Origin of the sequence: Rhodococcus sp. EPR-134 (genome assembly GCF_001647205.1) — a bacterium.
GTDB classification, from domain to species: Bacteria; Actinomycetota; Actinomycetes; order Mycobacteriales; family Mycobacteriaceae; genus Rhodococcus_F; species Rhodococcus_F qingshengii.
Window position 1 is genome coordinate 1 of sequence record NZ_LVCT01000473.1, and the last position, 5,959, is coordinate 5,959.

A 5,959-nucleotide genomic window follows, 5' to 3' on the forward strand; every position below is an offset into this window, starting at 1 on the left:
CGGGCTGCTGTCCATCGGTTCGGTGATGAGCAGCCTCGACGTCACCCCCGGCGCGATCTCGGCGATGGCCTTGGCGATGGGAGCCGTCAACTCGGTGTTCCAGCGCGACGGCGAGGTGACGATCGGTGTCACGTACATGACCGGTGCGCTGGTCAAGATGGGCCAGCGTCTGACCGGTGCCTTTCTGGGTGGCCCGAAGTGGGCGTGGCTGCAGCACTTCGGGATGTGCGCGGGGTTGATCGCGGGCGCGGTGGTCGGTGCGCTCGTTCATCGGTGGATCGGTCTTCACGCTCTGTGGCCCGCATCGGCGTTCACGGTTGTTCTGATCGCCGTTGCCTGGCAGGTGTCGCCCCCGTCTCCGGCAAAGGTGTAGAAAGAGCCAGACACAAATCCGGGGGTACAGGGGGAAGCAGTGGATGCTCTGATCATCGTGGTGCTCGGACTGCTCGGAATCGTCGCGGCCTCGACGCTCGGAGCGCGGATCGGAGTCGCAGCACCGTTGATTCTGGTGATGGCCGGGATCGTTGTCAGCCTCTTACCATTTGTCCCAGCAGTGGACATCGACCCGGAATGGATTCTGGCAGGCGTGCTTCCGCCACTGCTGTACTCCGCCTCGGTCTCGATGCCGTCGATGGAGTTTCGGCGTGAGTTCGGTGCCATCGGTGGGCTTTCCGTTCTGCTCGTGGTCGTGAGTGCGCTTGTTCTCGGTGTGTTCTTCTCCTGGGTGATACCAGGACTCGGTATCTGGTGGGGCATTGCACTCGGTGCGATCGTGAGCCCGACGGATGCCGTCGCGACGTCCATCGTCAAGAAACTCCCGGTCTCGCCGCGGGTGGTGTCGATCCTCGAAGGCGAAAGCCTGCTCAACGACGCCACCGCTCTGGTTCTGTTGCGTACTGCCATCGCCGGGGCCGCCGCATCGGTGTCGCTGTGGAGTGTGTTGGGCAAGTTCGCTTTTGCCGTCGTCGTGGCCGCGGTCATCGGAGTTGTCGTCGGCAAGGTCAACCTGATGGTTCGCGCCCGTGTCACCGATTCGACGGTCAACACGGTCATCTCGTTCACGGTGCCGTTTCTGGCGGCGATCCCCGCCGAAGAGTTGGGTGCGTCAGGGTTGGTTGCTGCAGTCGTGGCCGGGCTCGTCACCGGCTACGACGCTCCTCGGAAGCTGTCACCGCGACACCGGTTGTCCGACTCCCAGAACTGGCGCACAGTCGAATTGGTCCTCGAAGGTGCGATCTTCCTGGTGATGGGCCTTGAACTCTCGTCGATAGTCGACGATGTCCGGGTCGACCACGAGGGCATATCCACGGCGGTCTTCGTGGCGGCGGGTGCACTGTTCCTCACGATCTTGGTGCGGGCTCTGTACGTGGCCCCGCTCCTGCGAGCGCTCCAAGCGCGGGCGAATTTTCGTGAACGCATGAAACCCAGACTCTCCGACATCGCGAATCGCCTCGACAATCCCGAGGATTACCCGCCAGACGAACGACGCAGCAGGCGCCGGGCACCTTCGGCGAATCAGATGGAAAGGTTCAAGGTTCGGGTTCGGCGGACGGTTGCCGATATCGACTACTACCTTGCTGCGCCGTTGGGATGGCGTGAAGGCACGATCGTCATCTGGGCCGGCATGCGCGGGGCGGTCACTCTGGCTGCAGCGCAGACTCTGCCGGAAGACACCCCGAGTCGATCGCTCCTGATCTTGGTTGCGTTCCTGGTGGCAGCAGGCTCGTTGATCCTTCAGGGAGGAACGTTGAGGCGCGTCGTAGTGGCGACCGGTCCGGCAGCGCAGGACCTCACCGAATCCGAACTAGACGAGCATCGCAGGTTGCTCGACCTCCTCGAAGATGCTGCTGCGAGTGTCGTTCCGCCAGAGGGTCGGTCGAAGAAGAGGATCCGCCTCGACGTGATCGACGCGCAGCGTCAGGCACTGCTCGACGCACGTGACGATGGCGTGTTCGACGCACGGATGCTCGGATCGGCACTTGCCGCGCTGGATGCCGATCAGATCAGCCTCGAACTCAAGGGCGGTCCGGACGGTTGATCACGTGCACAGTCTCTTTCGAGCGGACGTCATCATTGCCCGCGTGATCACGCCGTGCAGTACCTGAACGGGTGCGAAGTAGATTCGGCCCGCGCGGTTCTTCAGCTCCACGGCGGTGACGACGTGCAGGAGGCCGGCGTCGTTGTCGGCCTGAACCGAGGCGACGAATCGTAGGTGTTTCTCGTCCGCTTCGATGAGGGCCTCGCCGTCGGCGATCTTGTCGACGGCAAAGGTGTCGGGGCGTCCCTTGGCGATGCCGAGCAGTCCGACTATCCGCTCCCTGAGCCAGAACATCGCGAGGACGGGTGCGGGGACATTCCTGACGTCGAAGACTGCCTGCGCCCACTCCTCGGATGTATGGGTCGGAACAGACGGGATGGTGATCGTGGTGGCTTCTGCCCAGTCCGGTGCAGGCATTGCCTTGAAAGCGAGTGTCATTTCGTCCTCCGTACGATGCCGTATGGAACTTACCCATACGGTACCGTACGGAGGTGACGAATGCCCGCGCCCGACTCTCTCGCGACCAGTGGATCGATGCAGCTTTCCAGGCTCTGACAAGCCATGGGCCTGATGCAGTTGCAGTGGAAAAGGTGGCGCGCACGCTCGGATCGACCAAGGGTTCCTTTTATTGGCACTTCGCCAACCGCGACGAATTGCTGCAAGCTGCGCTCGGCCGGTGGGAAGTTTTGGCAACCGAGAGACTGATCTCCTCCGTCGAGTCCTCTGGTGAACCGGCGGAGGTGAGGTTGCGTCGTCTGGTGGATTCGGTCACGACCGGATTGGCCGGTCGCCGTGCGGAGTTGGAACTGCTTGCCGGGATCGGCCATCCTTTGGTTTCGGCGGCGGTTCGACGTGTCACCGAGCGTCGAGTTACCTACATCGTGACGTTGTTGGTCGATCTGGGGATGGACAGGCAGAAAGCGGAACATCGTGGCGTACTTGCCTATTCGATGTACCTGGGGCAGATGCAATTAGTACACAGTGCGCCCGATGTGGTTCCTGGCAGCGGTGCGGACGCTCAGGCGCTCGCCGACGAGTTCGTGAACATGGTTCTGGCCAGGTAAGTCCGCCGTCGAACGCAGCGTGATCTGCGCATCACCCTGCGCTTTCAGGTGAGGGACCACACATTGCGCGTAACCCATAGTTACAGATACTTTGAGGTCAGCTGAAGTGGGGTGCCGGATATGTCGACATTTCCCGGAGGCGCAAAACCGTTTCACGACAGGAAGAAAGGTGACTCACCATGAGCGTTGTGCTTATTTCGTTGCTGGTCGCCGCTGGACTCACCGTGCTGGCCACCAGTGACGGTGCCGGTCTGGACTTCGGGAGTCGGCAGCTGAACCGCCAGTTGAAGACCCGCACGCACCGGTAACCCCGGAAATCGGCCGGCTCCACGCGATACTTCGCGGAGCCGGCCGTTTGCGTTGTTCCGGTCAGTTCACTCCGATATCTACCAGCCAGGCCCGGGTGCTGCGGGCGACGATGCCCAAGGCAACGGCAGAACCCGTCGCGGAGTCGAACGCGACGCTGTCGGCAGATTCGAGTCCCGTGTAGAGCTGGGAAACCCCGACTGCTGCGCCCGCTCCGATGATCGGCGCAATCGACGCACCGAAGGCGTCGGGCGTCACGGCTTCGAAAGTTACCGCGCGCGAGAAGTGTTCGGCGAATGCCTCGGCCAGTTCGATGCCGGTGATCGCCGGAATCTGTCCGATGTCGACCGCGTCCGGTGCTACGTCGAGAGTCAGGGCCGCAACGGCTGCATCAGCGACGTCGAGATGTGAACTCCATGCGACCGCGAGATCGGCACGTAGTGGGTAACGCAGGACCCCTTCGTCTTTCACCCCCGACAGCACGGTGGGCAGAAGAAGATTCTCGAGGAACAAACGCGGGGTCAGGACGGTCACCGCGATACCTTCGGCGCGGAGTCCGTCGACGAGCTCGGAGAGAACGGGTGTGTTGGGACCGGCAAGCGGCGAAGTAGCGTCGCGGGTCACCGTGCCGCTGGTAGAGATCACGAACCGCGAAGGACCTGTCACTCTTGCTGCTGCCAGAACGTTGTGGGCGTAACCAGCTAGCGTCTCGGTGTCACCGGCGAGTGGCAGGTGGAAGAACACCCCGTCTACCCCGCGATAAGCGTCGGCGAGAGAGTCGACTGACGCATTGTCCGCGACAACGGTGTTCGCACCCTCGAACGTCTGGTCGGGGTTGCGGGTGATTGCTCGGACTTCGGCACCTGTCGATCCGGCGAGAGCAGCGACCAATCCCGCGAGAACGGGAGAACCCTGTGCGCCGGTGGCGCCATGCACTGTGTAAGTCATGACGCCTATAGTTCAGATTGGGAACCAGTTACTTCAAGTGAACTAATGGGGAATCGATGAGTGAATCAGGTCACGTGCTTCCGGAGTGCGGCGTCGCGCGCTTTCTGCTGGTTCTGGACGGACCGTGGGCAACGCTGATCGTTCGTGAGCTCACGCACGGCCCGATGCGCTTCACGGAACTACGACGCGCATTGCCCGGCATCAGTCCCAGGACACTTTCCGCCAGACTCAAGCGATTCGAGGAGTTCGATCTGGTGACCCGGACTGCCTACGCCGAGGTGCCGCCGCGAGTGGAGTACGAACTCACCGCGACGGGGATGGAACTGCGCTCCGTGCTCGAAGCGATGGTCGAGTGGGCGGATCTGGCACTCCCCGTTTCGTGACCCTGCCCTCAGTGCGGGCCCGAAAGTCCAACCCGCAGAGCGCCGCAGGCCTCGAACATCGCATCTTGACCGGTATGGCCGACACCGGTGGTGTTGACGAAGGCATGGATCAATCCATTGTGACGCCTGAGTGCAACCGGGACTCCGGCCTCTCGCAGCCGGTTCGCGTATTCCTCACCCTCGTCGCGTAGTGGGTCGAAACCGGCGACGGCAACGTACGCGGGCGGTAGGCCGGCCAGGTCCGGAGTGAGCAGCGGTGAGACTCGCGGGTCGAGAGCCGAAGCGCCGCCCGACAGGTAATGGGCTGCATACCAGTCGAGTTGGGCGTCGGTGAGAAAGAAGTCGGTGCCGAACATCTTGTGCGAAGGGCGCTTCGACGAAAGGTCCACCCAGGGAAGAAGAGCAGTTGGAATACTGGTTTGACGTCGTCTTCGGTCGTGGACTGCGCGACGACGGCAGCCAGGTTCCCGCCCGCGCTGTCTCCGCCTACCGCAATGGATTTCGGATCTGCACCCAGATCTGTGGCATGCTCGACGCAGTACCGGAATGCGGCGACGGCGTCATCGACCCCGGCGGGGAACGGGAACTCCGGCGCTAACCGGTAGTCCACCGACAACACACTGACCTCGCCGTGGCGGGCCAGGAAGCGGCACACACTGTCGCCGCTCTCGAGGCTGCCGAGGACGAACCCGCCGCCGTGGAAGTACACCAAAAGTGGAGCGGGCGTTGAGACTCCGGCTGGGCGATACAGCCGAGCCGGAATCGCGTGATCCCCGGCCGGGATCTCGAGGTCACGTACCGTCTCGATGTCGATGGGCGTACCGCCGAACAGTCGCGATTCGGCGTCGATCTGAGCCCGTCCCTCTTCGACCGGAAGATGCTCGAAGCTCGTACCTTCGACCGCTGAGAGCAATCTCAGCGCAAGCTGGATCTCGGGGTGCAGAGTCTGCCCGTCGATCTCCTTCGGCTTGCCACCGAGAATGCGCTGCGCGCCGGTCGGTAAGGCGCCGACGACATCGAGCACCACCCGCGCAACACGATCTTGGACAGACATCTTCTCCGTGGACATACTCGCCTTCCGTCGGCTGATCACCCGTCGCTTGTACGTTACGAAAGAACTGGACAAATATCCAGGAATCTCGACGCTCGCGATCAGCTTGCCGGCGTCACCGTGACTGTGACGGGGCCCGCGTCGTCCGCGGTTTCCACTGTGAGAAGAC

General features: G+C 62.7%; 7 protein-coding genes and 1 pseudogene. 5 read left to right on the forward strand and 3 right to left on the reverse strand.

The window, feature by feature from the left end:
• On the forward strand, positions 1–373 hold a 373-nt coding region (locus A2J01_RS21940; protein WP_156519352.1), incomplete at its 5' end, for a DUF1275 family protein.
• A 39-nt stretch (positions 374–412) separates the two neighbouring features.
• Positions 413–2,038: a cation:proton antiporter gene (locus A2J01_RS21945; RefSeq protein WP_064113578.1), complete on the forward strand. Its 1,626-nt coding sequence runs from the start codon at positions 413–415 to the stop codon at positions 2,036–2,038.
• Here the strand turns inward: A2J01_RS21945 and A2J01_RS21950 are convergent, their stop codons facing one another.
• Positions 2,039–2,476, reverse strand: a complete 438-nt coding sequence (locus tag A2J01_RS21950) for a DUF2867 domain-containing protein (RefSeq protein WP_007730272.1) — start codon at positions 2,474–2,476, stop codon at positions 2,039–2,041.
• Between the two features lie 53 nt (positions 2,477–2,529).
• On the opposite strand from A2J01_RS21950, the gene A2J01_RS21955 reads away from it, so the two are divergent.
• Both A2J01_RS21955 and A2J01_RS37245 read left to right on the forward strand, forming a co-directional pair.
• Positions 2,530–3,102 carry a TetR/AcrR family transcriptional regulator gene (locus A2J01_RS21955; protein ID WP_050654987.1) on the forward strand — a complete coding sequence of 191 codons (573 nt, stop codon included), beginning with the start codon at positions 2,530–2,532 and terminating at the stop codon, positions 3,100–3,102.
• A gap of 179 nt (positions 3,103–3,281) precedes the next feature.
• Positions 3,282–3,410, forward strand: a complete 129-nt coding sequence (locus A2J01_RS37245; RefSeq protein ID WP_003943237.1) for a hypothetical protein — start codon at positions 3,282–3,284, stop codon at positions 3,408–3,410.
• A 61-nt stretch (positions 3,411–3,471) separates the two neighbouring features.
• Here the strand turns inward: A2J01_RS37245 and A2J01_RS21960 are convergent, their stop codons facing one another.
• Entirely contained in the window at positions 3,472–4,356 is an 885-nt protein-coding gene (locus tag A2J01_RS21960; RefSeq protein ID WP_064113579.1) for an SDR family oxidoreductase, read from the reverse strand.
• A gap of 56 nt (positions 4,357–4,412) precedes the next feature.
• On the opposite strand from A2J01_RS21960, the gene A2J01_RS21965 reads away from it, so the two are divergent.
• Complete coding sequence (locus A2J01_RS21965; protein ID WP_019745900.1) at positions 4,413–4,739, forward strand: winged helix-turn-helix transcriptional regulator; 327 nt, start codon at positions 4,413–4,415, stop codon at positions 4,737–4,739.
• 8 nt (positions 4,740–4,747) lie between these two features.
• On the opposite strand, the pseudogene A2J01_RS37365 reads toward A2J01_RS21965, so the two are convergent.
• Positions 4,748–5,808: pseudogene (locus A2J01_RS37365) on the reverse strand (alpha/beta hydrolase).
• Between the last annotated feature and the right edge of the window lie 151 nt (positions 5,809–5,959).